At 47.0% G+C, this 25244-nt stretch carries 20 protein-coding genes; 9 read left to right on the top strand and 11 right to left on the bottom strand.

Annotated elements, in window-relative coordinates:
* Window positions 1-147 precede the first annotated feature (147 nt).
* Entirely contained in the window at window positions 148-2121 is a 1974-nt protein-coding gene (locus L3C95_RS07945; RefSeq protein WP_236386465.1) for a sensor histidine kinase, read from the top strand.
* Window positions 2122-2139: 18 nt separating this feature from the next.
* Complete coding sequence (locus L3C95_RS07940) at window positions 2140-2763, top strand: response regulator transcription factor (protein WP_089834170.1); 624 nt, start codon at window positions 2140-2142, stop codon at window positions 2761-2763.
* Here the strand turns inward: L3C95_RS07940 and L3C95_RS07935 are convergent.
* Both L3C95_RS07935 and cobA read right to left on the bottom strand, forming a co-directional pair.
* Window positions 2760-3452: a Crp/Fnr family transcriptional regulator gene (locus L3C95_RS07935; RefSeq protein ID WP_236386463.1), complete on the bottom strand. Its 693-nt coding sequence runs from the start codon at window positions 3450-3452 to the stop codon at window positions 2760-2762. The two genes, L3C95_RS07940 and L3C95_RS07935, sit on opposite strands and share 4 nt — an antisense overlap.
* Window positions 3439-4197: a uroporphyrinogen-III C-methyltransferase gene (gene cobA / locus L3C95_RS07930; protein ID WP_236386461.1), complete on the bottom strand. Its 759-nt coding sequence runs from the start codon at window positions 4195-4197 to the stop codon at window positions 3439-3441. The genes L3C95_RS07935 and cobA overlap by 14 nt, the downstream gene beginning before the upstream one ends.
* Before the next feature lie 195 nt (window positions 4198-4392).
* Between cobA and nirB the strand changes: the two genes are divergently transcribed.
* The 7 genes from nirB to L3C95_RS07895 all read left to right on the top strand — a co-directional run bounded on the left by nirB (window position 4393) and on the right by L3C95_RS07895 (window position 16743).
* Complete coding sequence (gene nirB, locus L3C95_RS07925) at window positions 4393-6897, top strand: nitrite reductase large subunit NirB (protein WP_236386460.1); 2505 nt, start codon at window positions 4393-4395, stop codon at window positions 6895-6897.
* A gap of 44 nt (window positions 6898-6941) precedes the next feature.
* Window positions 6942-7310: a nitrite reductase small subunit NirD gene (gene nirD / locus L3C95_RS07920; RefSeq protein ID WP_236386458.1), complete on the top strand. Its 369-nt coding sequence runs from the start codon at window positions 6942-6944 to the stop codon at window positions 7308-7310.
* A 53-nt stretch (window positions 7311-7363) separates the two neighbouring features.
* A complete protein-coding gene (locus L3C95_RS07915; protein WP_236386455.1) occupies window positions 7364-8719 on the top strand; it encodes an alginate export family protein in 1356 nt (451 codons plus the stop codon).
* 33 nt (window positions 8720-8752) lie between these two features.
* On the top strand, window positions 8753-10057 hold the full coding sequence (locus tag L3C95_RS07910) for an MFS transporter (protein ID WP_236386454.1): 1305 nt from the start codon (window positions 8753-8755) through the stop codon (window positions 10055-10057).
* 1 nt (window position 10058) lies between these two features.
* Window positions 10059-13616, top strand: a complete 3558-nt coding sequence (locus tag L3C95_RS07905; protein ID WP_236386452.1) for a nitrate reductase — start codon at window positions 10059-10061, stop codon at window positions 13614-13616.
* A 2-nt stretch (window positions 13617-13618) separates the two neighbouring features.
* Window positions 13619-15100, top strand: coding sequence for a rubredoxin (locus L3C95_RS07900; protein WP_236386450.1), 1482 nt, complete (start codon window positions 13619-13621; stop codon window positions 15098-15100).
* Between the two features lie 158 nt (window positions 15101-15258).
* A complete protein-coding gene (locus L3C95_RS07895; RefSeq protein WP_262915848.1) occupies window positions 15259-16743 on the top strand; it encodes a malate:quinone oxidoreductase in 1485 nt (494 codons plus the stop codon).
* Window positions 16744-16851: 108 nt separating this feature from the next.
* On the opposite strand, the gene L3C95_RS07890 is transcribed toward L3C95_RS07895, so the two are convergent.
* From L3C95_RS07890 to L3C95_RS07850, 9 genes are all read right to left on the bottom strand, one after another.
* On the bottom strand, window positions 16852-17538 hold the full coding sequence (locus L3C95_RS07890) for a hypothetical protein (RefSeq protein ID WP_236386445.1): 687 nt from the start codon (window positions 17536-17538) through the stop codon (window positions 16852-16854).
* 134 nt (window positions 17539-17672) lie between these two features.
* Window positions 17673-19058, bottom strand: a complete 1386-nt coding sequence (locus L3C95_RS07885; RefSeq protein ID WP_236386444.1) for an undecaprenyl-phosphate glucose phosphotransferase — start codon at window positions 19056-19058, stop codon at window positions 17673-17675.
* 22 nt (window positions 19059-19080) lie between these two features.
* Entirely contained in the window at window positions 19081-20331 is a 1251-nt protein-coding gene (locus L3C95_RS07880; RefSeq protein ID WP_236386442.1) for a WcaI family glycosyltransferase, read from the bottom strand.
* 27 nt (window positions 20332-20358) lie between these two features.
* Window positions 20359-20925 (bottom strand): WcaF family extracellular polysaccharide biosynthesis acetyltransferase, encoded by a 567-nt coding sequence (locus tag L3C95_RS07875; RefSeq protein ID WP_236386440.1) that lies wholly within the window; start codon window positions 20923-20925, stop codon window positions 20359-20361.
* Window positions 20926-20930: 5 nt separating this feature from the next.
* Entirely contained in the window at window positions 20931-21392 is a 462-nt protein-coding gene (locus L3C95_RS07870) for a VanZ family protein (RefSeq protein WP_236386437.1), read from the bottom strand.
* On the bottom strand, window positions 21389-22255 hold the full coding sequence (locus tag L3C95_RS07865) for a glycosyltransferase family 2 protein (RefSeq protein ID WP_236386436.1): 867 nt from the start codon (window positions 22253-22255) through the stop codon (window positions 21389-21391). Before L3C95_RS07865 ends, L3C95_RS07870 begins: the two co-directional genes overlap by 4 nt.
* A gap of 6 nt (window positions 22256-22261) precedes the next feature.
* Window positions 22262-23389, bottom strand: coding sequence for an XrtY-associated glycosyltransferase XYAG1 (locus tag L3C95_RS07860; RefSeq protein ID WP_236386434.1), 1128 nt, complete (start codon window positions 23387-23389; stop codon window positions 22262-22264).
* A gap of 48 nt (window positions 23390-23437) precedes the next feature.
* The gene (locus tag L3C95_RS07855; protein ID WP_236386432.1) at window positions 23438-24100 is read right to left on the bottom strand and encodes an acyltransferase; all 663 of its coding nucleotides are present in this window, start codon (window positions 24098-24100) and stop codon (window positions 23438-23440) included.
* An 11-nt stretch (window positions 24101-24111) separates the two neighbouring features.
* A complete protein-coding gene (locus L3C95_RS07850) occupies window positions 24112-25242 on the bottom strand; it encodes a glycosyltransferase family 4 protein (protein ID WP_236386431.1) in 1131 nt (376 codons plus the stop codon).
* Between the last annotated feature and the right edge of the window lie 2 nt (window positions 25243-25244).

Here is a 25244-nt window from a genome sequence, read left to right as displayed (position 1 = left end):
ACAATGCAAAATTAATCACGAAGTCAGGGAAAAAAATCCCGGAAAACAGGGGTTTTACCAGGGAGGACCTATTGATACTTTTACAAAGGAAAAATAATAAGAATATGTATCTCAAATAATTATATATTTCCGCCCAGATTTATGTCCATGAGAATACCTATACTTATCATCCTATTTTGTATCACTGCGGGGGTGTATGCCCAGAAAACGACCAGCCAGCGAGGGGCTTCCGACGCAGTATCTGCCGACCTATATATCAGGCTGGCCAGGAAACTGCCGCTGAGAGATACTGTACAGGCACTGAAATATTTCCAGCAGGCATTACAGCTGGAAGAAAAAAATGAGAACAGACTTGGCATTGCACGCACTTACCTGGCAATAGGCGCCTGGTTCAATACCATTAATAATTTCCAGGAGGCGGAAAAACACCTGCTCATTGCCAGAGAAGATATCCTGAAAGATACCAGCCGGGAAGGACGCATGCTGCTGGCCAACATCAAGAGGAACCTGGCGGAGGTATTGGGCAATAAAGGGCAAACACAGTTACAAACAGAAGAATACCTGCAGACTATCCCCCTGCTGGAGAAAATGCACGCCATCCCTGAACTGAACGCTACTTATCAGGATCTGGGAGACATCTTCTTCAGTAAATCACAGTATAAGACCGCTATCACGTATTATTATAAGAGTCTGACCAGCTATGAAGATCCCTCCCGTTATTATCATTTGATAGCCAGCCGACATCTCAGCCTGGCGAGTTGTATGTATCACCTGGACAGCCTGCAGAAAATGGAGAGCCATCTGTTGGAGGCCAAAGCAAAGCTGGACAAAACAGGGGTGGACTCCATTAATATATGGGCGGATTATTATTACCATGAGGGCCTGCTGGATGTGAAACATCAGTTGTATCATCATGCAGCTAACATGTTTTATAACGGATTAACTATTGCCCGGAGGCTGAACTACAATGTTGCCATCTGCAATAACCTGTACTCGCTGGCGAAACTCTTTGAAAAACAAGGGCAGTACGACAAGGCCATGAAGCTCATGGAAGAATACGGGCGCTTATCGTATACACTGAAGGATTTTCCCTTCCGTTTACATGCCCTGGACCTGATGGCAGAACTGTCGTTCAAACAGCATTATCCTGACGAAGCATACAAATACCTGCGGAAGTACATCATACTTGCAGACAGCCTGCAGGAGCGGGAAGTAACAGAGAAGATACATGAGCTGGAGGCGCATTACCAGTCGTCCGAAAAAGAGAACCGCATCAAGCTGTTGCAGCATGAGAACGAACGCCAGGAATTTGCATTGCAGAAGAACCGGCTGTTGATATCACTGATGGTGGTGATTATATTATCGTTACTGGTAGTGGCGGCGCTCAGTTACCTGTTTTACCGCAATGGCCGCAAGCTTCTGGAACAACAGCGGCAGCTGCATGAATTTGAAGTAGAACGCATCCGCCAGGAACATAAGATCTCCCTCCTCTCTGCAATGCTGGAAGGCCAGGAGAAAGAACGTACCAGGCTGGCGCGCGACCTGCATGACGGTCTGGGAGGACTATTGTCAGGTATCAAACTGGAACTTTCTACCGTAACGCCCTCTCAGACTACAGTACACAGGCAATCCCTGATACAGAACACCTTACAGCGGCTGGATGGGGCAATGGATGAACTGCGCCGTATAGCACGCAGTATGATGCCCGAGATACTCATTAAATATGGTCTCGGAGAGGCTACCGTAGAATATTGCAGAGGATTAAAGAAGACCGGTACTGATAATATTATTTGCCAGGTGTTCAATTTCCAGGCAGAAGCGATGGAACATACACGGCAGGTCGTATTATACAGGATCATGCAGGAGCTGGTGAACAATGCTATCAAACACGCAGAGGCATCGCAGATACTTGTGTTATTGCAGCAAACAGACAATACCCTCTTCCTCACGGTGGAAGATGACGGAAAGGGATTTGATACAACCGTAGGTAATAAACTCAAAGGAGCCGGACTGGCAAATATAGAAGCCCGTGTGGAATTCCTGGGCGGTAAGATAGATATCCAGTCAGAACCCGGTACTGGTACGGCTATTACCATTGAATGCGCAACATCCATTAGTTAAACTTAATTGAAAGAAGTTATGATCAAAGTAGTAGTGGTGGAAGATCACCCGATCATGGTAGAAGGGCTGAAGAATATCCTGCGGAGTGATGCAGGAATAGAACTGAACGGCGATTATGGAGACGGTAAGAGCGTATTGCAGGCGCTGGAAAAAGGACAACCTGATGTAATACTGATGGACGTGAACCTCCCCGACATCAGTGGTGTAACCCTTTGTGGAGAAGTGAAAAAGAAGTATGAGGATGTAAAGATCATTGCCCTGAGCATACATGACGAGCAGCCTGTCATCCACAGCATGCTGCAGAACGGAGCAAGTGGTTATGTACTGAAGAATGCACTGGGTAATGAGATCATCCGGGCTATTTACGCCATCATGGATGGCGAGGAATACCTGTGCAGCAGCACCAAGGAAGCACTGAAGAACGCAGATATGGAATTGCTGAAAGCCATACCACGCATTACCCGCAGGGAAAAGGAGATCTTACAGCTGATCGGCAAAGGATTGACCACGATGCAGATAGCTGACCAGTTGTTCATCAGTACCCATACGGTAGAAAGCCACCGTAAGAACCTGATGGAGAAATTCGGGGTAAATAACACAACTTCCGTTGTGAAGCTGGCATCAGAATATAAACTGCTTTAACCAGCTTCTGCTTCCAGGAGTGCTAATCTGGCGGGATCTTTTACAGCAATACTTTTACCGGAAATAGCGATAATGTCGTCCTGTATCAGTTCACTCATGATACGGAAAGCTGTTTCGTAAGTGGTGCCGGTATAAGATGCGAGGTCCTGCCGGCTCAGCGTCATATTAATATTACCATCCCCATTTGTGCCGAACTTTTTCAGGAGAGCGAGCAGGGCATGCGCAATACGGCCTTTCACGGGCATATGCACAAGATTGCGCATATTCTTCTCTGATTCCTGCAACTCGCTTGCATAGAACATCATGAGCGCATGCAGGAATTCATGATTGACCTTGAGTGTGGCCTGGAAGAAGCTAAGATCTATAAAACAGAGGTCCACTGTTTCCAATGCCGTTGCCGATACGGGATAGACCATCTCACTGCCTACCCCCCTATGGCCGACAATGTCACCTTCCTCCGCAAAACGGACGATCAGTTCCTTTTCTTCTCCCCAATGCTTGTGTACCTTTACTTTACCTGCATTCACGAAATAGATTCCATTCACCGGCTCTCCTTCCCGGAAGAGCATCTGACCTTTTTTTAACGTGAAATTTTGTCTGTGTGCCGCAATTGCGGGTTTCCATGCCGGAATACACAACTTACATAACATACAGGATTGCAGATCGCAACCATGTTTATCTTTCTTCATGCCTGTCTATTAATTGCTGCACTGTACCAGCCATGTCCTTCAGGTCCACCACTTTTCCCACCACTATTACCGCCGGATTGGACATACCGGCATGTTGTGCCTTAAAAACAATATCTTTTACTGTGCCGGTAACCACCTTTTCCTTATCAGTAGAACTGTTCTGGATGATGGCTACAGGCAGATTACTCTTGCCGTACCCTGTAAATATATCCATAATCGCCTCAAGCTTGCTCATCGCCATCAATATAATAACAGTGGCGGTCGAACGTGCTGCAAGGTCTATGTCTCCGGAGATCTCTCCTGTCAGGGTAGTACCCGTGGTTACCCAGAAGCTTTCTGTGATGCCTCTTGACGTAAGCGGTATCATCTGACCTGCAGGGGCTGCCAGTGCACTCGACACACCGGGAACGACCTGTACAGGTATACCCGCGCCTTTAGCAGCGGCTATCTCTTCTGTAGCCCTTCCGAACACAAAAGGGTCTCCTCCCTTTAACCTGACCACATGCCCATGACTCCGGGCGTACGACACGATCAGGTGATTGATCTCCTGCTGCGAAAGGGAGTGACATCCGTAGCGCTTACCCACAAACCGGACAACGGCTGCGGGTTTTGCATAGCTCAGTAATGCCTCATTAACCAGTGCATCATATAATATGACATCCGCCTGCCGGATGACGTTCACAGCTTTCAAAGTAATCAGCTCAGGATCCCCTGGTCCTGCTCCCACCAAAGATAAATATGCCATACGAGATATATTACAATAATATTTATATGAGTAAAATCACACTAATCACTATAAAATTAGAACTCTTATTGCTAATTTCATGATGCAGATCATAAAAAACGGTACATTTTAAGACTCGATCAGGAAAATTGTTATCATATTAAAGTTTTGAACATATAAAAGCCGTTTCAAATTTATCAACTCAAATCTTTGGCAATGAAAATTGTAATTATAGGCAATGGCATGGTTAGCTACAAGTTTTGCGAGAAAATAATCGCCAAATTGCCTACCCGGGCTGCTGAGATCGTAGTTTTCGGGGAAGAGCCCCGCCCTGCCTACGACCGTGTGCATTTAAGTGAATTTTTCGCCGGCAAAACAGCAGACGACCTCCTGATGGCGCCCGCCGACTGGTATGCTGCTAACCATATAACCCTCCATCTGGGCGATCCTGTTCAGCAGATCGACCGTAATACTAAAACAGTTCACTCATATAAAGGTATCACGGAAGCTTATGATTACCTCGTCATTGCTACGGGTTCTTCGGCTTTTGTACCTCCTATTCCAGGGGTGGACAAAAAAGGCGTATTTATTTACCGCACCATAGAAGACCTGGAACTGATGCGCGACTATGCCCCTAAAGCCAAAAGAGGGGTGGTGATCGGCGGAGGACTGCTAGGTCTGGAAGCGGCTAAGGCGATGCTGGATCTGGGCATTTCTGATACCCACGTCATTGAATTTGCTCCAAGGCTCATGCCCCGGCAAATTGACGAAAGCGGTTCCCGCATCCTGGAGCAGCAACTGAAACAACTTGGTTTACAGGTACATACAAATAAGAACACCAGTGAAGTACTGGGAGACGAGACCATCACCGGCCTACAGTTCGCTGATGAAAGCATCCTGGAAGCCGACATGCTGGTGATTTCCGCTGGTATCAAACCGCGCGATGAACTGGCTAAACTGAGTGGCCTGGAAACCGGTCACCGGGGTGGTATTGTCGTGAACGAATACTTACAAACCACTGATCCTGAGATATATGCCATCGGCGAATGTGCTCTCTATCATGGCATGATCTACGGACTGGTAGCGCCAGGATATGAAATGGCCGAAGTAGTAGCCACTCATATTGCCGGCGAGGCACAACAGAAAACCTTTACCGGTTTTGATATGAGCACAAAGCTGAAACTGATCGGTGTAGACGTGGCGAGCTTCGGCGATCCATTTGTACCGGCAGAAACCAGCAGAAGCATCGTGTTTGAAGACACCATGAAAGGGGTTTATAAACGCATCAGCATTACTAATGACGGAAAATACCTCCTGGGGGGTATCCTGATCGGGGATGCAGATGCATATAATATGTTATTACAGACGGCTAAAAACAAAGTGGTCCTCCCTCCCAACCCGGAAGACGTATTGCTGGGCGCCCGTGGTGGCAGCCAGGAGGCCGGTCCGGGAGTACTGGGTTTACCAGACGACGCCATCATCTGCAGCTGTGAAAGCGTGAGCAAAGGCAGTATATGTGCTGCAGTCGAAGCAGGCAATGAAACACTGGACGCCGTTAAGAAATGTACTAAGGCAGGCACCTGCTGTGGCGGCTGTACGCCAATGGTAAAAGACCTTATTACCGGCACTATGAAAGCGCAGGGTAAATATATCCGTAATGTTATCTGCGAGCACTTTGCATATTCCCGCCAGGAACTGTATGACCTGATCCGCATCAAAGATGTACGCTCTTTTGATGAGGCCCTGGACCACTATGGTCATGGCGATGGCTGTGAAATATGTAAACCTGTGGTGGCCTCCATCATGGCAAGCCTCTGGAACGACATGATCCTGGATAAAGGAAATGACGTTGTGCAGGATTCCAATGACCGTTTCCTGGCCAATATCCAGAAGGGTGGTACTTATTCTGTTGTGCCACGCATCCCCGGAGGGGAAATCACTCCCGCAAAATTACTGGTCATCGCCCAGGTGGCCCTGAAATATAATCTGTACACCAAGATCACCGGCGGACAGCGTATCGATCTTTTCGGCGCTCATCTGAGCGACCTGCCGGACATCTGGGAAGAACTGATCGCCGCAGGCTTCGAAAGCGGCCATGCCTACGGTAAGGCCCTGCGTACTGTTAAAAGCTGTGTAGGTTCTACCTGGTGCCGTTTCGGATTACATGACAGCGTGAGCTTCGCTATACAGATAGAAGAACGTTACCGCGGTCTGCGCGCTCCGCACAAGATCAAGTCTGCTGTATCCGGCTGTATCCGTGAATGTGCAGAGGCACAATCCAAAGACTTCGGCATCATTGCGACAGAAAAAGGCTGGAACCTGTATGTAGGCGGTAATGGCGGTTCTAAACCACAGCACGCTATTCTGCTGGCTTCCGACCTGGATAGCGAAACCTGTATCCGCTATATAGACCGTTTCCTGATGTTCTACATCAAGACAGCCGATCCGCTGACCCGTACCGCTACATGGTTGAATAAGCTGGATGGTGGTATCACCTACCTGCGTAATGTAGTAGTAAATGACAGCCTGGGAATTGCGGAGGAACTGGACAGAGAAATGCAGGCGCTTGTAGATAAATATAAATGCGAGTGGAAGGAAGTTGTAGAAAATCCTGAACTACGCAAACGCTTCAATCACTTTGTAAATGCGCCAGGCGCGAAAGATCCGACTGTAAAATTTGACACAATGCGGGAACAGAAGAAAGCCGCAGAATGGAAATAATCGCTCAGTTCATTAAAAGACATTCATCAATAAACAGATAACTTATGTCCACCGCCATTAGCACAAACACAACCGTAGAATGGTTCTTTGCCTGTAACGTGATAGACGTTCCGCCAAACGGAGGAGTATGCGTAAAGTATGATGATGTACAAATTGCATTGTTCCGCTTTGCCAGACGCGATGCATGGTATGCAACACAAAACATGTGCCCTCATCGCCAGCAGATGGCACTCAGCCGCGGCATGACCGGCACACACGACGGAGAGCCAAAAGTGGCTTGTCCGTTCCATAAGAAAACATTCTCTCTCGAAGACGGCCGTTGCCTGTCTGACGAGACAGAATGCTCCCTCACCACCTACCCTGTCAGGGTTGAAAACGATAAGGTGTACATAGGGATCATGCAGGAAGCATAATATCAGCAGAGAGCGGGAATATCTCTTATTGCTCACATTATCAACCAAACTGCATGAAACATTTATTCTCAGCGGGTTTCTTCTACCTGCTCTGTATGTTTTTTTTCCGTCCGTCAGCGCATGCACAATTGACGCTGGGCGCTCAACTCCGAACGCGCACCGAACTAAAGGACGGCCAGGGGACACCGCTGCCGCAAGGCTCCTCCCCCGCCTTTTTCACCTCCCAGCGCAGCCGCCTGTATGCAGGCTTCAGTGGCTACCGTTTTAAGCTGGGATTGACAGTACAGGACGTCCGTATATGGGGACAGGACGCATCCACCATTAACAAGGTCACTACACAGGAGAACAATGGACTGCTGGTACACGAAGCCTGGGCTGAAATTATGCTGCTGGACACAGCAGTAAAAAACAGGAACCTGAGCCTCAAGATCGGCAGGCAAGAAATTATGTATGACGACAGCCGCCTGCTGGGAAACCTCGACTGGGCGCAACAAGGCCGCCGGCACGATGCAGCGGTGCTGAAGTATGAAACAGGACCATATACTTTACACCTGGGCGCTGCTTTCAACCAGAATAAGGAAAATGCAGCCGGCACAGTTTACAATCCCACTCCCCCGGGAAATTATACCGCTACAACAAATGGTGGCACCATGTATAAAAGCCTGGAGTACCTGTATGGCGCAAGAAAACTATCTGCAGGAAATATCTCGTTTTTATTCCTCGCTGATCAGTTCTCCAAATTCCATGCAGACAGCACAGGCGTTAAGATCTGGGATAAAGGCGTACACACACGCATGACAACCGGGTTATACTTTATTAATACGTTCAACAAGCTGACGCTTACTGCCGCAGGATATTACCAGTTCGGAAAGAACGCCAATGCTCAGCAGCTCAGCGCCGGATTATTATCTGCAGCTTTTCAATACCAGCTGTGCAAATCTTTCAGCGCCGGTCTGGGTGCGGATTATACCACCGGTGGCGTCAACGCAGCAGGCAAGAGCCATGCATTCGATCCGCTGTATGGTACACCGCATAAATTCTGGGGATATATGGACTACTTTTATGTAGCCAGCGGATTCGGTAACCGGGGCCTGCAGGATTACTACCTGAAAACAAAATATAAGGCGGGACCAAAGTTCTTGCTGACCGGAGATGTGCATGAATTCTACAGTGCAAGTGATGTGGTGGCAAATGGCGCTTCACTTAGCCGGAGGTTCGGCACGGAAGCTGATCTGGTAGCCACGTATTCCCTCACGAAGGTGATATCTTTTGAAGCAGGATATAGTCACTTCTGGAATACAGCTTCGCTGACTTCTCCCGCAGTGAAGAACGTCTCCAATGCACAAAGTAACAGCAACTGGGCGTATGTATCAGTTAACATCAGACCGGAGATGATCTTCAATAAGTAAACAACATTGTTTAATCAGGATATTTTTTTCAACATGAATACTCAACAACCGCTAAATAAACTTCCTCTCTTTTCACTGAGCTCGGTGCAGATGCGTACATTTCACACCACCTGGCTGATGTTCTTCGTCTGTTTCTTCGGCTGGTTCGGTCTGGCGCCGCTAATGCCTACCATCAGGGAAGACCTTGGACTAACAAAATCGCAGGTAGGTAACATCATCATTGCTTCTGTATCCAGCACTATTATCGCACGACTGATCATCGGCAAATTGTGCGATACCTGGGGGCCACGTAAGACTGCTATACGGCTGTTGATAGCAGGTTCCCTGCCGGTGTTTCTGGTAGGACTGGCGCATGATTATACAACGTTCCTGTTGTTTCGCCTTGCCATCGGCGTGATAGGCGCTTCTTTTGTAATAACACAGTTCCATACATCCATGATGTTTGCAGCGAATATAAAAGGTACTGCCAATGCCGTTACCGGCGGATGGGGTAACCTCGGCGGAGGTGTGACCAATATGGTGATGCCGCTCATCTTTGCTGCCATTGTCGGATTCGGATATACCAAACAGGAAGCATGGCGTTTTGCGATGATCGTACCGGGTGTTATGATGCTGATAGTAGCATGGATGTACCATCGTTTTACCAAGGACACGCCTGCAGGTAATTTCGATGAGATTGACCGTAGCAATAACGTTAAAGCCAAGACCGACTGGACCATACTGGGCGACTGGCGCATTTGGGCCCTGACATTGGCTTACGGTATGTGCTTCGGTATGGAGATCACATTTGACAACGTTGCCTCTTTACACTTCGTGGATACCTTCCATCTGTCACAGAGCAGCGCTGGTTTCTGGGCGGGTATCTTTGGTGCCATGAACATTTTTGCAAGAGCCCTGGGAGGTATCGTATCAGATAAAGTAGGCGCTAAGACAGGTATGAAAGGAAAAGGTATCCTGCTGGCAATTGTATTGCTGCTGGAAGGTATCGGGCTGCTGCTGTTTGCACAGGCAGGCTCCCTGGCGCTGGCCATCATATCCATGCTCAGTTTCGCACTGTTCCTGAAAATGGCCAATGGCGCCACCTATGGTATTGTGCCTTTTATCAATGAAAAAAATGTAGGGCTGGTAAGTGGTATCGTAGGTGCTGGTGGTAACCTCGGTGGTATGTTGTTTGGCTTCCTTTTCAAGTCCGAAAGCATCACTTATGTAGAAGCATTTACTTATATCGGTTATATCGTGATAGCTGTATCATTTATAGTAATGATCACAAAGTTCATTAAGAAACCTGCTGCAGAAACGGCCGCATCTACCGCCGGAAATGTAGCATTTGCTGAATAACATGACAGGCAATCATCAACATAATAAACTCCCTGCGGGCAGTTACCGTAGCACCTGCTGTTATTGCGGTGTAGGTTGCGGTATTATTGTACACAGGGACAGGCAGGGCAAACTTAGCGTGGAGGGAGACAAAGACCATCCGGTGAACAGGGGCATGCTTTGCTCGAAAGGCATGAACCTCCATTACACCGTGATGGACACATCAGACAGGCTTTATTACCCGGAAATGCGCTACCACCGGCATATGCCACGGCAGCGCGTTTCCTGGGATCAGGCGCTGGAGCGTACCGCTGCAGTGTTCAGCCAGATGATAGCACAGTATGGTCCTGAATCTGTCGCTTTCTATGCTTCCGGCCAATGCCTGACGGAAGAATATTATGTGGTGAATAAACTGATCAAAGGATTCATTGGCAGTAACAACATAGACACAAACTCACGTCTGTGTATGAGCAGCGCAGTGGCTGCCTATAAACTGTCACTGGGTGAAGACAGTGTGCCTGGAAATTACGATGATATAGAACAGACAGATTGCATATTCGTAGCCGGCGCCAATCCCGCCTGGTGTCATCCGATACTGTGGCGCAGGATAGAGGCTGCAAAGGCGAAAAACCCAGCGCTGAAGATCATTGTGAGCGATCCGCGTGTGACGCAGACCTGCGCAATAGCAGATATTCATCTGCAACTGATGCCCGGTACAGATATCGTACTGCATCACGCTATTGGCAGGCTGCTGATAGAAGCCGGTCATACCGATCACAATTTTATTCAGCAACACACAGAAGGTTTTGCGAAATACCGGGATACTGTCATGCAGCGCAGCATTAGCAGCGCGGCAGCAGTATGCGGTATTTCGGAAGACCTGATCTATGAGGCGGCCGCCACGATCGGCCAGGCCAAAGGTTTTATGACCATGTGGACAATGGGATTGAACCAGAGTGCTGTGGGCGTTAACAAAAACCTGAGCCTTATTAATCTCAACCTCATCACCGGTAAGATCGGAAAACCCGGCTGCGGACCATTCTCGCTGACCGGTCAGCCTAATGCTATGGGCGGACGGGAAGTAGGTGGTCTTTCCAATATGCTGCCGGCACACCGTGTGCTGGATAATCCTGCACACCGGAAAGAAGTACAGGAGTTCTGGGGAGGTACTACTATCTCTGACAAGCCCGGTCTGACCGCTACGGAAATGTTTGAAGCATTGAATGATGGCCGGCTGAAAGCGATCTGGATCATGTGTACCAACCCGCTGGTAAGCCTCCCCGACGCACGTATGGCGGAAGCGGCTTTACAGAAGGCAAAGTTTGTTGTTGTACAGGAAATATCTTCCAAACCGGAAACATTACGTTATGCAGACGTGGTGCTTCCTGCTGCCGCATGGACAGAAAAGGAAGGCACTATGACCAATGCAGAAAGGCGTATCACTTATCTGCAAAAGATAAATGACGCCCCTGGCGAAGCATTGCCGGATGCAGAGATCATCTGCCGCTTTGCCCGGAAAATGGGATATCAGGGGTTTGACTATGAAAATCCGGCTGCAATATATGCGGAACATTGCCGCCTGACCACCGGGACCAATATTGACGTAAGTGGCGTTAGCTATGAGCTGCTGAAAGAAAAAAGATCTTTGCAATGGCCTTATCCCGCCGGAGGTGCAGATCAGGGTACACCAAGACTGTTTACTGATCATAAATTTTATACCGCGTCCACCAAAGCGATCATTCATGCTGTTCCTGATGATAACCGTTCAGCACCACCTGATCCGCAATGGCCGCTCATCCTTACTACAGGCCGTATCCGCGATCAGTGGCATACCATGAGCAAGACGGGTAAGGTCAGCAAACTGAAACAACATATTCCGGCGCCGCTGCTGGAGATCCATCCGGAAGATGCGATGGACAGAGATATCAGAGAAGGAGATATCGTGGAGATATTCAGTGAGAATGGCGTTGTGCGCGTAAAAGCACAGTTAAGCAAATCCATTAAAAAAGGAGTGGTTTTCCTGCCCATGCACTGGGGCAAGATACTTGACAACGATCTGAACAGGGCTAACAATCTTACCAACCGGCTGGTAGATAAGATCTCGAAACAACCGGATCTGAAGTATACTGCCGTGCAGGTAAAACTTTATCAGAAGGAGGCACAGAAGATCGTTATCATCGGTGCTGGTGCAGGCGCCTGTGGATTTGTAAAGGCTTATCGCGCAATAAACACTACCGATACCATCACGGTATTCAGTAAAGAGGACCAGCCTTTCTATAACCGGGTGATGTTACCCGATTACATCAGTGGCACCCAGCAATGGGCCCAGCTGGTAAAGATGACAGACGAAGAAGAAAACATGCTGGATATTACCCTGCACAGAGGTGTTAGTGTTCATGAAATAGATCGTGAGCAGAAAACGGTAACAGACAGCAATGGCAACATACATGCGTATGATATATTGATCATGGCCATGGGTAGCCGTGCGGCCACCCTCAGAGATACTCCTCCGCTCGAGGGCATCTTTACCATGCGTAACCGGCGTGATGCAGATGCATTCGTCAGGCATATTGACCCTGCAGCAGGAAAAGTGATGATAGTTGGTGGCGGACTGCTGGGTATTGAATTAGCTGCTTCACTAAGAGAAATGGATATAGACGTGGCCGTTGTACAACGCACGTCTAAACTGATGGACCGACAGCTGGATGCCCTCGGCAGCCAGCTGTTATTTGAAGAGCTGACAGACCGTGGAATAGAGATCCTGTACAACGATGAGATAGAGCGTTTTACCGGCCTCAATAAACTTGATGGCATACGGCTGAAAAGCGGCAGGCACGTGCCTTGTCAGGCTGTCGTGATGTCGATAGGGACCGTGCCTAATATTGAACTGGCACGTGCCACTCATCTGCTTTGCAAGAGAGGCGTGGTAGTAAATGAATACCTGCAGACCAGTGACCCGGACATCTTTGCTATCGGAGAGATTGCTGAGTTCAACGGAACGCTGTATGGTATTACGGCGGCAGCAGAGCAACAGGCAGCTGTAGTAGCCCGCTATCTGTCAGGCGATCTGACAGGTTATTATGAAGGATCATTGTTCATGAATATCCTGAAGATGCATGGTACTGATCTGTGCTCACTCGGTATGATAGAAACACCAGATGATCCTGCATACGAAGAAGTGGTGTTCATTGATAAGTCAAAGCGGTACTACAAGAAATGTGTTATACATAACGACCGGCTGATAGGCGCTATCCTGATCGGTGACAAATCGGAATTCCTGGAGTTCAGAGACCTGATCTCCAATAAAATAGAGTTGTCCGAAAAAAGACTGGAACTATTGCGCTCAGGCAAGAAAGCGACCCCGGTGATCGGTAAACTTGTATGTAGCTGTGGAGGTGTGGGAGAAGGCAATATCTGTGAGAAAATAAAAGAAGGTTGCAACACGCTGGAGAGTGTATGCCAGGCTTCAGGTGCAGGAATGGGATGCGGCAGTTGCCGTCCGGAGATAAAAGCCATATTGGAGAAGGAACTGCCTTCCGGTAAGAAAGAAGAGGCAGTATTTATCATGCAAGCAGTTTAATCATGATCAGACATTCGCAGACAGTCAGCATTAATTTTACAGGAGGGATCGTTTCTCCCGGACAACTGCTGACTATTCTGGATATAGCCGCAGCAGCCAGGGTAACGCAGGTAAAATTCGGTTTGCGGCAACAGCTGCTGATAGAGGTACCCGGCAAATACTGGGAACAATTTGAAGCAGATTGCGCCAGCCAGCAGATCGTGTACCATACTTACGGCACTGCACCCAATATCACCAGCTCCTATCCGGCAGCTGGCATTTTCATTAGTGACAGCTGGTTAAGTGAAGGTATCTATAAGGATGTATTTGCGTTATTCGATTATACGCCTGCGCTGAAGGTGAATATCTGCGACAGCAAACAGACGTTCACACCTTTCTTCTCAGGACATATTAACTGGATTGCCGCAGGAGCTGCGCATTACTGGCACCTGTTCATCCGCTTCCCTAAAAGCAGCCGCCTTTTTGCATGGCCTGACCTGGTCTATACAAACAGTATCGCCCAATTGAGTCAATGTATCGAGTCTATTGTGTATGAGCGCCCTTCTATCAGTAATGACGAGTTATATGCGCTTGTTAAGAACAAGCTTGAATACACCTGCCGTCCCGTAACGGCCGAGCTGGAGCTCCCTCCTTTCCACCTGCCTTACTATGAAGGCTTCAACCGGCATGAGAATCATTACTGGCTGGGCATCTACCGCCGGGATGAGGAATTTCCTGTGGCCTTCCTGCAGAACCTCTGTAATATATGCCTGGAAACCCGGACCGGGCAATTGTATGCTACCTCATGGAAGTCGCTCATCGTCAGGAATATAGCGCCCGAGCACAGAAGGTTATGGGACTATATCCTCGGTAAATACGGGATCAATGTAAGGCACGCGGCGAATGAGCTGAACTGGCATGTGGAAGATAACAGTGAAGATGCTCTTATCATCAAAAGGCATATCATCCGCCATTTTGATAATGCCGATGTCAGAACCTACGGATTGTGTTTCAGCATCCGCATCAATCCGGGGAACAACTGCTTTGGTTCCGTTGTGATCAGTAAACGGGAAAGCAAAACCAAGAGCCGCCTGAAAGGTGACCAGCGCTTTGATATTCTTTATACGCAGGATTTTAACCCGAATTCAGGCACGTTGCTACCCTACCGGACGGCAGTAGCCAAAGAACACCTCGGGCCTTATATCACCTCCCTATGCAGGGAATTTTACGAGAACAGTGCGCTTACTGATCCCCTGCTGAATTATGTAGCTGGTCAGCAGACAGTTATCAGTACCACCCAACCTGAAAAAGAGGTGCATCAATGTACCCGCTGCCTGACAGTATATGATGAAACCATTGGCGACCCCGGCCAGAACGTGGCACCCGGCACGGCCTTTCATGAGCTGCCGGAGCAATATTGCTGCTCACTCTGCGAAGCGCCCCTTTCTGAGTTCACGCCTGTTACGGCAACATCTCTCGGATGGCTGGCCGGAGCACAGGATTAACAATACATTTGCATTTTTCGCATATGCACTACAGCAGGTACTTACAGTGAAAATTGCTTTTATTTTATCATAAAAAGCCATAATACATACACTAAAACGTTATAGAACTATCTTTTTTCGTATTATTTTTGCAGCGCAAATCGCGTAAATAAATTAATATGTCTCCTAAATCGGCGCCTGACATCGTCTTAATCGGTGCGGGCATAATGAGTGCAACGCTAGGCGTACTGTTGAAAGAATTACAACCAGAACTGACCATTGAGATATTCGAAAGACTGGATATCATTGCAGGAGAAAGTTCGGATGCATGGAATAACGCAGGCACAGGACACTCTGCTTTCTGCGAACTCAACTATACTCCCGAGAAGAATGGTAGTATCGAGATCGGTAAAGCGATCAAGATTGCCGAATCCTTTGAGGTATCCAAGGAATTCTGGTCTTTCCTCGTACAGGAAGGATGTATTAAATCCCCGGAGACATTTATACAAAGCGTTCCTCACATGAGCTTTGTATGGGGTGAGAACAACGTTCAATATCTGAAAAAACGCCAGCAACTGCTGGAAGCCAATAATTTATTCAAGGGTATGGAGTACTCAGAAGATCCTGCCGTCCTGAAACAATGGATCCCATTGGTGATGGAAGGAAGAGATGCTTCTGAAAAGGTGGCGGCTACGCGTATGGAAGCCGGTACCGATATTAACTTCGGAGCCCTCACCCGCGCACTCATCAGCTACCTTCAGCAACAGCCTGGCGTAACTGTAAACCTGAAACATGAAGTACGCGACCTCGACAGGGAAGAAGATGGCAGGTGGTATCTGAAAGTGAAGAATCTGGAGACAGGTAAGAAGAGAAAGCTGCATACAAGATTTGTATTCATAGGCGCCGGTGGTGGTTCACTGCCCCTGCTGGTAAAATCAGACATTCCTGAAGGTAAAGGCTTCGGCGGCTTCCCTGTAAGCGGTCAGTGGCTGGTCTGCAAAAATCCGGCGGTAGTTGAAAGACATGCTGCAAAAGTATATGGTAAGGCATCAGTAGGTGCACCTCCAATGTCTGTGCCTCACCTGGATACGCGTATGATAGATGGTAAAAAGGCACTGCTGTTCGGACCTTATGCCGGCTTCTCCACCAAGTTCCTGAAAAATGGCTCCTGGCTTGATCTGCCAAGGTCTATAAAATTCAATAACATCCGTCCTATGCTGGCCGCTGGCCTGGACAATCTTCCGCTGACCAAATACCTGATCGACCAGGTACGTCAGTCGCCGGAAGAAAGACTGGAAGCCCTGCAGGAATTCCTGCCGGAAGCGAAATTAGAAGACTGGGAACTGGAAGTAGCAGGACAACGTGTACAGGTGATCAAAAAAGACCCTGAGCATGGCGGTATCCTGGAATTTGGTACAGAGGTAGTAAGTGCAGCAGACGGTTCTATCGCGGCCCTGCTGGGCGCTTCTCCGGGAGCTTCCACTGCGGTATCCATTATGCTGGAATTGCTGCAACGCTGCTTCCCAAGAAAACTGGCAACACCTGAATGGCAGTCCAAACTGAAACAGATGATCCCTTCCTACGGACAAAAACTGGCTGAAAACCCTACCCTGCTGGAACAGGTGAGGACATGGTCAAACGCCGTACTGCAATTGAAGAAATAAACGAGATTTACATACAGGTTATAAAAAAGAATAGGGGATATGGAAATATCCCCTTTTGTTTTAACCTTATCTTATTGTTTCTAAGAGACGTGTTTGAAGCTGTAAGACTTACGCCTTACAGGGTATTCTCACCAGCGCTACCACATTCTTCTCCGGTTCTGCCAGTATTTCAAAAGTGCCGTCGTGTAAGGCGGCGAAATACGACATCATATGACATATCGGCTGGTGAAATATTTCGTTATCTCCTTTTTCCGATGACTTGAAAGGAGACGAAAAGATATAATTCGCATAAAAGGTTCCCTTTATTTCAAGGTATCCGGGCTCAAAACTAAATACCATCTTCGGTGTCTGATGGGTGGTTGAGTGCCGATTCATCCAGAAAAAAAGGTTCAGGATCAACTGCCGCATCACGGATTCGTCAATATTAGCCTCCACAGGTATTTTACTTTGCTGTAATTCAACGGCGGGAGACAGTAGATTGTTGTATGGCTCTTCACGTACCAGTTGTCCCAAAAAGAAAAGTAAGTTGGTCATCTTTCGCTTCAGCTGGAAGGTCTTGTCCAGCATATGCTGTATGATCCGTATATTCTGCAGCTGAAAATCAAGCTCTATCACCTGCGATTTAATCGATTCTGCCTGACGGGTGATCTTGTTTCCCATCGCTTTCCCGTCGTACAGTACTATGAGTTCAACACTTGAAAGAATGCTTGCTACAATAGATTTCAATTCGTGAAAGATGTCTTCTATTAGCCGGCTGTCATCAAGGAAATTTTGTGCTGACACAGAACTTTTCATGTAACGCTGTTTACAGGCATCCCTGAAGTTGACCCCGGCGTACCCTGACTACCGGAGTGTAAAAATAACACTTAAGGCGATTTCTTTTCCATTAACATTCTTACTAATACGAGTAAAATATGCTATAGGAAATGTTAAAATGCGTTCTTATCGCCTTTTATAGTATTGAATACAGTTAAAAATATGATGCGCAGATCGAGATACACTGACCAGTTTTCCATGTACCAGATATCATGTTCTATACGTTTACGCAAATGCAGTTCATCAGTGATCTCTCCACGATACCCGTTCACCTGCGCCCAGCCTGTGATACCAGGTTTCAGGAAGTGACGGATCATATATTTCTGAATGATAGCAGAATATTCTTCTGTATGTTTCAGCATATGTGGACGCGGACCTACGATAGACATATCGCCCATGAACACATTGAAGAACTGCGGCATCTCATCCAGATTTGTCTTACGCAATATACGCCCGATCTTCGTAAAACGACGGTCATTCCTTGTAGCCTGTTTGCTGTTTGCGTCATTGTTCACATACATACTTCTGAACTTCAGGCAACGGAAAGTTTCATTATTACGTCCGGTACGATGTTGTATAAAGAATACAGGACCTCTCGATTCCAGCTTCACCAGCAATGCCAGTAAAGGTATGAGCCAGCTCAGAATGAAAAGCATCACAGCACCGCTGAACACAATATCAAAAATACGCTTCCTCAACCGGTTGGCAATATCATCCAGTGGTTCTGCCCTCAGTGATATGATAGGTATATTGTCCAGGTAGTCTATATATATCTGGCGGTTCACGAACATCTTGAAGTCCGGTACAAAGCGGAAACGGATAAAATGACGTTCTGCTTCATGTGCCAGCGTATACAGGTAAGGGAACTGCTCCGGCGATAATGTAGAGTAGATCTCCCGGATGTTGTTTGACTGCGCATAAGGTATACAATCCTTCAGCGTACCTATCACCGGATATAAAGACAGCTCATGCACATTGCTGTATTCTTCAAAATAACCTTCAAAACGCAGGTTACTCTTGCGGCCGATAAAATTGTCCACCAGTTGTTTTGAAAGCTCATTATAGCCCACAATTACGACTTTACGCTCTATCTCCTTACGATGAATGATATAGTTGGTAAGCATGTAAAAGAAGAGCCTGTCCAGCAGCACAACCAATATGAACAATGTCATATAGGTAACAATGAAGATCCTGTTAAAAGCTTCCTTGTTCAGGAATACAAAAGCAAGCAGCAGTAGCAGATACAACATGATGCTCTGCAACAGCTTTTTGATAATTCTTTCTACAGACATCTGCTGGCTCATGAAATAAATACCCGTTGTATACAGGGCCACGATCCATGCAATATTTGAGGCCAGCAGGAAAGTATCTCTGTTTACACTCACCGGCACGCCATACTGCTGCAGCCAGTAGAGCGTAAAAAAGAAGAAGGCATTGAGGCATATAAAATCCAGCACAAGGATCTGGATGCTGCATATTTTAAGATAACGGTCCAACATATAAAGTAAGGTTCAAATGATGTTAACTAACTACTACGGCTTCTTCAAAACGTGACATTATTTTTCCTACAGACAGGTGTGTTTCGGCATACACACGCCCGTTCCTTGCTATCTCTGAAGCATTGTCCTGCATAGCCCTGACAATACCGTCAGTGAGCGCCTGCTGATCTTCCGCTTTTACCAGTATACCCATATTATGTTTGCTTACCAGTTCATGCAGGCTCGTTCCGCTATTCGCAGTGATCAGCGCCAATCCTCCTACTGACAGGATAGTGGTCAGTTTGGATGGCATTACCAGGTCGCTTGCATTGCCCTTTTGTATCACCAGGTGTACATCGGCCATATTGAGGAAATGATTGAACTTCTCGAACGGTTGCAGCGGGAAGAAGATAACATTGTGAAGTCCTCTTGACTCTGCCTCCGCCTTCAGCTTCTCCTTGTATGGACCTGAACCACAGATCAGGAATTTCAGCTGTTTATCATCCTTCAGTGTTTCAGCAGTATTCAGGATAGCTTCCAGTCCCTGTTTCTCCCCTATTGCACCTGAATACAGTACGATCCTGTCATTGACATCAAAGCCATACTCCGTCTTCAGTGCTGCACGGTTCTCAATGGGATGGAACAATGTAACGTCCACCCAGTTAGGAAAGAAGAAAATATCCTTGCCGGCCTTCTCCCCGATCTTGCGCATCATACCATCAGATATGCTGCTCACCATATCTGCATGTTTGAAGATATAGCGCTCCAGCCCGAACAATGCTTTGATGAGTTTAGGCGACTTGATCATGTTCAGATCACGCGCTGCTTCTATCTGCATATCCTGTATGTGATAGAGGAACTTCGCACCTTTAAATTTCTTGTACAGTACTGCCAGTAAGCCCAGATGGAAAGGTGGCACTACTGTGATCACCACATCGAACTTTTTACGGGGCAGTAATTGCAGTATTTTAAAGAAGGCTGATACTGCAAAGGAAAAGTCCAGCATGATACGCGTCTTACCCGATGGTTTTGCGGGTACGTACTGCGGACAACGATATACAGTGATCTTTCCTCCCTGTCCGTTGCTTTCTTCAATCACTTCTTTCTTATACCAGTTCTTGTTCTTGTCGTATGGAGGCTGCACCTTCCACTCCGGATAATAAGGATAACTGGTGATGACGGTACAATCGTAGCCCTGGGCTGCCAGCCATTTGATCATTTCACCATTGTACTTACCTATTCCGGTGGGTTCCGGCGAGAAATTACCTCCAATCAATAGTAATCGCTTGGACATACCGCTATATAGATTTCTGTTTTTTTATTATCTCCATCTCTCTGACACAAAAGCCAGAGGATTGCCTTTGAATATACCATTCTGTGATACCGAGGCAGTCACTACTGAACCTGCAGTGATCACGGTATCTGTTCCTACAGTAACACCTGGCCCGATGAATACACAGGCGCCTACCCAGCATCCATCCATCAGTGTAATAGGTGCATTGCGGTAAGGCATGGCAGGATGCCGGAAATTGTGATTACCTCCACAGAGGAACGCACGTTGCGACACACACACGTTATTGCCTATCACCAGTGGCTCAAAATTGAGCAGGTAAGCTTCTTCGCCCAACCATACATCATTGCCGATCTCCAGTTTCCATGGGAAATGGATATTCACTCTGGGTTTGATCACTACACCACTCCCTACTTTGGCTCCGAAGAGGCGCAGTAATCTCGCCTTAATACCGGAGGGCACAGGAAAAGCTGTCAGGAAGAACAGCATCTTGACCATGTACCAGCAGGTTTCTTTTAATTTACCAGCGCCGCGGTCCAGGCCTTCAGAGGCATTAAAGTCTTTTAAGCGGACCTGTGACAGATAAAAGTTATCCATTGCTATCAGGAATTATTATAAACAAGTACTACATCTTTCTTTACCAGCAAACGATAGGTGTAAAGTCCCAGGTAAGCCCCCAGCGTGTTCAGCACAATATCATCAGCATCGAAAACACCGATCATAAAGGTCAGCTGCAACACCTCAATACACAGACTGAAAAAGAATGCAGTTATTACTACTCTAAATTTATTGGCAGGTGTTCCTGACAATGCATCTCCAAGGAAGCCAAATGGCATGAACAATATGATATTGCCCAGTAAATTCAGCAGAAAGAAAAGCCAGTGTCTGATAGAATGACCGGCTTCAACAATGAAATCGTAAGTACTCTTCAGTGGCATCCATCTCGGCGGAGCATAGTGTTCGCCGGCACTCCTTGTTGGCTCCAGGAAAACGATATACAACAATGCTGCTATATAGATGATCATCGTCACCACAACCACTCGCCTCTTTACTCTTAATATCATCCTTGTCTTAACCTGTTATTGCGTTTTAATTCATACATCTTGGCATCGACGAGGAAGCGGTACCAGAATCCCTGCAGGAAATGCCATACCAGCCCTGCGCCTCCATCCAGAAAACCTAAGCGTATAAAATAGCGGTAAATAAAATAAATGAAAGGACGTACAAACAACGGTATCCTGCTATATATCTTCTCCTTGATCCATCTCTTACGGGAAGACTGCTCCCCACTCAGCGATACGTCCACATTATTCTCAGATGTTGTTCCTCTCTCTATATCCAGCAGGTCCTTCACTTCACGCGAAGCATAGTTATTCTGTTTATGCGTCCACCAGGTGAGGTCATTCAGGTTATGATCCACCATATCAAACTGGAAGGCTTCCGTTTCTCCTTTTTCCAGTACAACATGTTCATCCATAGCCCGCTCCTCAAGACGACCTGTACCTGTTCGCCAGATGCGCAGCAACCGGTGCGGATAGAAGCCACCACGTTTCATCCATTTGTCCATGAATATTACACGGCGTTTGATGATAAAACCGCCTGTCTCCGGCTTTGCCTGCGGCAGTTTGGTATTGATCTCATCTATCAGTTCATCCAGCAGGTATTCATCACAATCCATACGCATCGTCCATGTTGTAGTGATGTTGCAATTGTCCAGCGCCCAGTTGAACTGGTCAGAGTGGTTGCCCGGCCATGGTCTCTGAACAACTTTAGCGCCCAGTGCAGTCGCAATTTCAACGGTGCGGTCAGTAGACATACTATCAATGATGATGATATTGTCTGATACGCGCTTCAGGTTCTGAATACAACGGGTAATATGTTTTTCCTCGTTATAAGTGAGGATGATAACTGTTAATGAATTAGACACCCTGATTTATTTTGACTTATACAATTCAATATACTTGTTCACCAGCCGGCTTCTGTCGAAGTCGCGCTGCATCAACGCCGGCGCAGCTGCAGACATGGCAGGCAGTCTGTCTCTTTCCGCATACACCTGTTCCAGTATTACCTTTATATTTTCAGGATCAATACCCGAGATCCAGCCCAGCTGATTATCGCTGATGTAAGTGCTTAATCCCACCATATTACTGATCAGTACAGGCGTACCCATAGCCAGAGATTCTATTACGATGTTGGCAAAATTCTCATTGTAAGAGGTCAGCACCATCACATCATGATCACGCAGCAATTTGAACTTGGCATCTCCATATACAGGCCCTACCCAGGTAATATGCTGTTCGATGCCATACTCACGTGTCAGCGCTTTCAACTGCTCCAGGTAATCTTCTCTATAAGGCCCCGCAATGGTCAATTCATAAGGGAACGTAACCATGCTGAGTCCCTTGAACAACAATTCCAGTCCTTTCTTCGGATCTATCCTGCTCAGGAAAACAAACCTGATCTTCTGCTGTACAGCCTTGGGCGAAACAGGACCATCAGGAACAGTAACAAAGTTGAAGATCTCTGCTACCTGAGATGCCGGATACATCTTTTTTATCTCGTGTACTTCCGCGAGCGAAGTAGCGTGAAACTTCACCTTTGATAAGAGAGGATCACCTACAACTTTCTGAATGATCTTCTTCTGGAAGTTGTGGTTAGTCTCGAGAATATAATCACTCAGCATGCCCCTCGGAGAAACAACGGGGCGCACTCTTCTCACATAACAAACGAGCAACGTGAAGATGCTCACCAGGTTCCACCAGGAATGGATATGTACGGCATCATATTTTTTGATGTTCCGGTACAGATAACTGATCAGTCCTGGTGAGAAATGTGTATGGTCTTTTGTTAAACGTTTAAAGTAGATCGTATCCACTCCATCCACCTGTTGTACTACTCCATTCTGTACATTCAGTTCCTCTTTTCCGTTGGCGGTTGTAGTTACTACAGTCACCTTGTGTCCCTCTGCCACCAGCTGCTCGCACAAGGCTGAACTCGAATAGATAGGGCCACCGTATACGTAGGCAGGTTTATAAGAAGGGATTACATGAAGAATGTTCATCTTTTACGCTCTTTTTTAACAACTTGTCGGTTAATGTTACAGTACTTCCTAATAGACGAATCCATCTACTCTGCTAAAGTATTTCGCGTCCTTATCAATATCACTTACTGCTTTTGCAGGAACGCCCGCATATAGTTTCCATTCCTCATTAAATGCCTTATTCAGTAAAGACTTTGCACCCAGCACAGAATAACTGGGTAGCACCGCCCCACCAAGAATCGATACATTCGTTCCTACAAAGGTGTATTCACCGATCACTATAGGCGCGCTATCCTGACGGTTCTCGTATACATTAATCGAGTGTGTAAGTAATTGTGACTGGTAACCGGCGATGGTCGTGAACTTTCCTATCGTGATAGAATTGGTACAGTCTATATGATGATTCTTGGTGATAGCCGCCCACTCTCCCATTATCAGTTCCGCCTTGCGCTCCGGCTGATGGCGGAAGTGTTTGGAATTAGTGTTGGTAGCAAATCCTGTCACCCAGTTACCTCTGCCTATTTTAGCATGTTCACTCATCTGCATAAGATCAAGGTTCACAGCTACAGTAAGATGATCAATGCGGCTGTTCTTTTCCATGATCAGCTTCCCGGGAAATACCCATGCCAGTCCTATGCGTGCGGTGGGATGAATTTTATATTTAAACCAGCTTTGTAATGCCAGGCGTTTTAGCCGCCATGGTAAACACACTGTAATCAGTTTTAGGATCATCTGCTGATATATTAGTTCTTTGAATACATGGATAAATACGCCTTAATCATGATATCAGGAGAGAAACGTTTTACATTGACAAAACCCTGGTTAATTATAGCGTCTTTGGTTGCTTTATCAGATAATTTGAGGAATTCGGTTGCGAATGCCTGTGGCTGATGAGGATCTGCATGCAATGCTACTCCTCCGCTTACTTCCGGCATAGGCTCAATACTGCTGGCTACAACAGCTGCTCCGCAGGCCTGCGCTTCTATCACCGGCCATCCAAAACCCTCAGAGAAAGAAGGGAAAATGAATGCATAGCAGGAACTATACAGCGCCTTTAATGTAGCATGCGGTGGCTTCTTCACTGACACCAGTCTGTCCTGCAGCCCCAGTTTTACCGCATGTGCATGTAATGATTCTTCTATTTCATTACCGGCATAGCAGATCTTGCCTTTATATTTATCGCCCAGTATATGTACCATGTCCAGCAGCATCTTCCTGTTCTTGCGCTGCAGCTTCGAACCAATGTGCAGTATAAAAGGTTCATCTGCACTCAGTCCGGCATTTTTCAGCAACGCTTCACTTTCTGCTTTTGCTACAGGAGAGAAGTCCCCATTGAACGCATTATGAATTACCTCCCAGTTGGAATCATCCTTGCCCTTTCCTGCAGCCAGCTCTTTCAGCTGGTTCAGTGTGAGGTGAGATACACAGGCGATCTTCTTTGCACTGATCAGGTTAGAGAGGATCCACTCCTGCATCACCTTACCAAAAGGAGAAGCAGGGCAATAAGCATCTGCATGTCCACGTGCTCCCCTGATGGCTAATACATCATGGCAGGTGATGATCGTACGCTGCTTCGGCAGATGTCTGAGATAAAAAGCATTGGAATGATCACAGATATGATACTGTGTATCTTTGGGCTTGAAAGCATTTTTAAAACGAAGTACTAAAGGAAATAATATCCACTTGTCCACATACCCGAACCACTTACCAATTCCACCGGAGGTAGCTTTAAAAAAAGATCCGAAGAAAACTGTTGGCCGCCAGATCTCAGTTGTATGTCCGGCGTCATTTAAACCACTTTCCACCATACGGGCGAAACGTTCCATACTTTCCTGCCTGTCCTTCGGGTAATTTCCTACTAAAACAATTCGCATAT

The sequence above is a fragment of the Chitinophaga filiformis genome (assembly GCF_021646545.1).
GTDB classification, from domain to species: Bacteria; Bacteroidota; Bacteroidia; order Chitinophagales; family Chitinophagaceae; genus Chitinophaga; species Chitinophaga filiformis_A.
Note: the sequence above shows the minus strand (reverse complement) of the source record. Positions and strands in the feature narration are given on the sequence as shown.

Excerpts from the sequence above, each read along its gene's own strand:
- L3C95_RS07855 (WP_236386432.1), bottom strand. The coding sequence starts at position 24,100 with ATGATCCTAAAACTGATTACAGTGTGTTTACCATGGCGGCTAAAACGC.
- L3C95_RS07870 (WP_236386437.1), bottom strand. The coding sequence starts at position 21,392 with ATGATATTAAGAGTAAAGAGGCGAGTGGTTGTGGTGACGATGATCATC.
- L3C95_RS07945 (WP_236386465.1), top strand. The coding sequence starts at position 148 with ATGAGAATACCTATACTTATCATCCTATTTTGTATCACTGCGGGGGTG.
- L3C95_RS07895 (WP_262915848.1), top strand. The coding sequence starts at position 15,259 with ATGTCTCCTAAATCGGCGCCTGACATCGTCTTAATCGGTGCGGGCATA.
- L3C95_RS07940 (WP_089834170.1), top strand. The coding sequence starts at position 2,140 with ATGATCAAAGTAGTAGTGGTGGAAGATCACCCGATCATGGTAGAAGGG.
- L3C95_RS07915 (WP_236386455.1), top strand. The coding sequence starts at position 7,364 with ATGAAACATTTATTCTCAGCGGGTTTCTTCTACCTGCTCTGTATGTTT.
- nirD (WP_236386458.1), top strand. The coding sequence starts at position 6,942 with ATGTCCACCGCCATTAGCACAAACACAACCGTAGAATGGTTCTTTGCC.
- L3C95_RS07910 (WP_236386454.1), top strand. The coding sequence starts at position 8,753 with ATGAATACTCAACAACCGCTAAATAAACTTCCTCTCTTTTCACTGAGC.
- L3C95_RS07880 (WP_236386442.1), bottom strand. The coding sequence starts at position 20,331 with ATGTCCAAGCGATTACTATTGATTGGAGGTAATTTCTCGCCGGAACCC.
- L3C95_RS07860 (WP_236386434.1), bottom strand. The coding sequence starts at position 23,389 with ATGAACATTCTTCATGTAATCCCTTCTTATAAACCTGCCTACGTATAC.
- L3C95_RS07850 (WP_236386431.1), bottom strand. The coding sequence starts at position 25,242 with ATGCGAATTGTTTTAGTAGGAAATTACCCGAAGGACAGGCAGGAAAGT.
- nirB (WP_236386460.1), top strand. The coding sequence starts at position 4,393 with ATGAAAATTGTAATTATAGGCAATGGCATGGTTAGCTACAAGTTTTGC.
- L3C95_RS07935 (WP_236386463.1), bottom strand. The coding sequence starts at position 3,452 with ATGAAGAAAGATAAACATGGTTGCGATCTGCAATCCTGTATGTTATGT.
- L3C95_RS07875 (WP_236386440.1), bottom strand. The coding sequence starts at position 20,925 with ATGGATAACTTTTATCTGTCACAGGTCCGCTTAAAAGACTTTAATGCC.
- L3C95_RS07885 (WP_236386444.1), bottom strand. The coding sequence starts at position 19,058 with ATGTTGGACCGTTATCTTAAAATATGCAGCATCCAGATCCTTGTGCTG.
- L3C95_RS07890 (WP_236386445.1), bottom strand. The coding sequence starts at position 17,538 with ATGAAAAGTTCTGTGTCAGCACAAAATTTCCTTGATGACAGCCGGCTA.
- cobA (WP_236386461.1), bottom strand. The coding sequence starts at position 4,197 with ATGGCATATTTATCTTTGGTGGGAGCAGGACCAGGGGATCCTGAGCTG.
- L3C95_RS07900 (WP_236386450.1), top strand. The coding sequence starts at position 13,619 with ATGATCAGACATTCGCAGACAGTCAGCATTAATTTTACAGGAGGGATC.
- L3C95_RS07905 (WP_236386452.1), top strand. The coding sequence starts at position 10,059 with ATGACAGGCAATCATCAACATAATAAACTCCCTGCGGGCAGTTACCGT.